Source organism: Bacillus cereus group sp. BfR-BA-01350, from assembly GCF_022663775.1.
Classification (GTDB): Bacteria; Bacillota; Bacilli; order Bacillales; family Bacillaceae_G; genus Bacillus_A; species Bacillus_A paranthracis.
On record NZ_JAKUGD010000030.1, the window covers coordinates 1 to 2,544 of the forward strand.

The window sequence follows — 2,544 nt, forward strand, 5'->3', positions numbered from 1 at the left end:
CATCCTGAGCCAGGATCAAACTCTCCAATAAAGTTAGTTTGTCTAGCATCATAAAATAAAAATTGACGTTTCACGTTGTTTGTTTCGTTCAGTTTTCAAAGAACTTGTCTGCCGCTCATTTGCGACTTCCTTATGTTAACATTTTCATCTTTCAATGTCAACTAAGTTTTTCATTTCGTTTGTCGCTTTTGACGTTATTGTCATCGGCGACTTGTTCTATATTACACCTCTAAGTATTAATCGTCAATACGTTTTTAAAAAAAACTTCATTTTTTTAAAACCCTATTTACATACCTCTTCTATCAGAATATATAAGCAACCCATATAATACTCTATGGGTTGCTTTCCATCATAAAAACTATTGTTCTTTTGAAGGTACCGAACAGCTTTCATCTGTACAAGACATATCGCTTCCACCTTCTGAAGAAAGCTCTTGTAACTTAGGTACAGGATTCTCTTCTTCCCACACTTGCTGAAGTGCACCAACAAAAGTTTCAAGTGGTTGTGCACCTGAAATAGCATACTTTTGATTAATAATAAAATAAGGTACTCCTGAAATTTGATATTGCTGAGCAATCGCTTCATCAACTCTAACATCATTTGCATATGCGCTTTTATCATTAATAACCTGTAAAGCTTCTTGTTTGTCTAGACCTGAAGCTTCAGCTATAGTAGCGAGCGTATCCACATCACTTAAATTTCTTGATTCAGTGAAATATGCAAAAAGTAGATTTTCCGTAATCTCTTTTTCTTTCCCTTGATCCTTTGCAAATTTCGCAAGACGATGCGCATCAAAAGTGTTCGTCGGCTTCATCTCATCAAAATTAAAACTTAAACCCATACTAGCTGCATGATTACCTAGCTGCACGTTATTACGTTTCGCTTCTTCAATACTAATCCCATACTTTGATGCAAGTACTTCATTAATACTTGTTCCAGAATAGATTGGAGCATTTTGGTCTAATTCAAAACTTTTAAACTCAACTTCAACATCCTTCTTATGAGGAAATTGCTCTAAAGCTACTTCTAATCTACGTTTCCCAATGTAGCAAAACGGGCATACAAAATCTGACCATACTTCAATTTTCATAGAAACACCTCATTAACATGTAGTTTTCAATCATTGTAGCACTGGCACTAAGGAATTCAAAAATTTATGCTTCAAGCCTTATATACTACAACCTAAAATAAATCTATAAATAGAAAAACGATAATCAAAAGTATTACCTTCTGATTATCGCATATATAAATCTAATTATGCTTGAATATATCTTCCCACGAACTTCCATACGGTATTCCAATACGTATTTGAATCTATCTTCTCAGCTTCTCCATGTCCAGCACCTGGAACAATTAATTTCTCTTTTTCTACTTTTGCAGCATTATATACTTCATCTAACATTTCAAAAGGAACGAATGTATCCGCATCCCCATGAATGAATAGCATCGGTGTTTTACTTTTTGCAACTTGTTTAATAGCTGAAGCTTCTTCTAAATCATATCCAGCTCTTAATTTTGTAACTGTATTTGCCGCATTCATAACAGGAAACTTCGGCAAGTGGAATAGATCTTTTAATTGATACGTAAATTCATCAACAACAGTTGAGTACCCACAATCTTCAATAATAACTTTAACGTTAGAAGGTAAATCCTCACCTGAAGTCATCATTACAGTTGCCGCGCCCATCGAAACACCAAATAGTGCTATTTCAGCATTAGGATCTTTCTTTACAATTTGTTGAATCCAAATCAAAATGTCTTTACGATCATGCCAGCCCATACCAACATAATCCCCTTCACTATTCCCGTGCCCACGAAGATCTGGTGCTATGACATTATAGCCTTGTTCATAAAAGTTACGAATATATTTCGTCATTTCTGATGCCCTACCATTGTATCCATGAACTACAATCGCCCATTTATGACTAGATTGTTCATTCATATATTCATAACCTGTTAAATTCAGTTTATCGAAAGAACGTATAGTTAATGTGTTAGGCTTATACTTTGATACGAGGTTCGCATTCTTCTCTTCATTTGTAGCCAATGCATCTCCCGATGCATTTACCGTTTCTACTAAATGAGGATTATCTTCCAAAAATTCTTTTTCTTGTTTCGCATTCAACGCATAGTTATAAAAATAATTTCCAACTAACATATACACAATCGCTAGAAGGATTAAAACTACTATAGTAATTATACCTATCTTTTTCATATTATCTCCTTTTTAAAAATTAAATATCCCTATATTAAAGCACTCAAAAAATAACGGTACTATTTTAACACACCAATAGATTGCTTCCACAAAAAATAAAATAGAAAATCTGAAACTACACATCGAAAATGATGAAAGAAATTGAATACAAAAGGATAACTCGAGGCTAATAAGAAGTTAGAAACACAAAAAAGACGAGTCATTTTGACTCGTCTTACAGTTGCTTGGCGACGTCCTACTCTCACAGGGACAAGGTCCCAACTACCATCGGCGCTAGAGAGCTTAACTTCCGTGTTCGGTATGGGAACGGGTGTGACCTCTCTGCCATC

General features: G+C 34.7%; 2 protein-coding genes and 1 rRNA gene. All 3 read right to left on the reverse strand.

Annotated features, from left to right (window positions below; genetic code table 11):
* Positions 1-358: 358 nt before the first annotated feature.
* The gene (locus MR147_RS26660; RefSeq protein ID WP_000687960.1) at positions 359-1,090 is read right to left on the reverse strand and encodes a DsbA family oxidoreductase; all 732 of its coding nucleotides are present in this window, start codon (positions 1,088-1,090) and stop codon (positions 359-361) included.
* 165 nt (positions 1,091-1,255) lie between these two features.
* Positions 1,256-2,215: an alpha/beta hydrolase gene (locus MR147_RS26665; protein WP_242304887.1), complete on the reverse strand. Its 960-nt coding sequence runs from the start codon at positions 2,213-2,215 to the stop codon at positions 1,256-1,258.
* 222 nt (positions 2,216-2,437) lie between these two features.
* Positions 2,438-2,544, reverse strand: a 5S ribosomal RNA gene (gene rrf, locus MR147_RS26670); the annotation flags it as partial.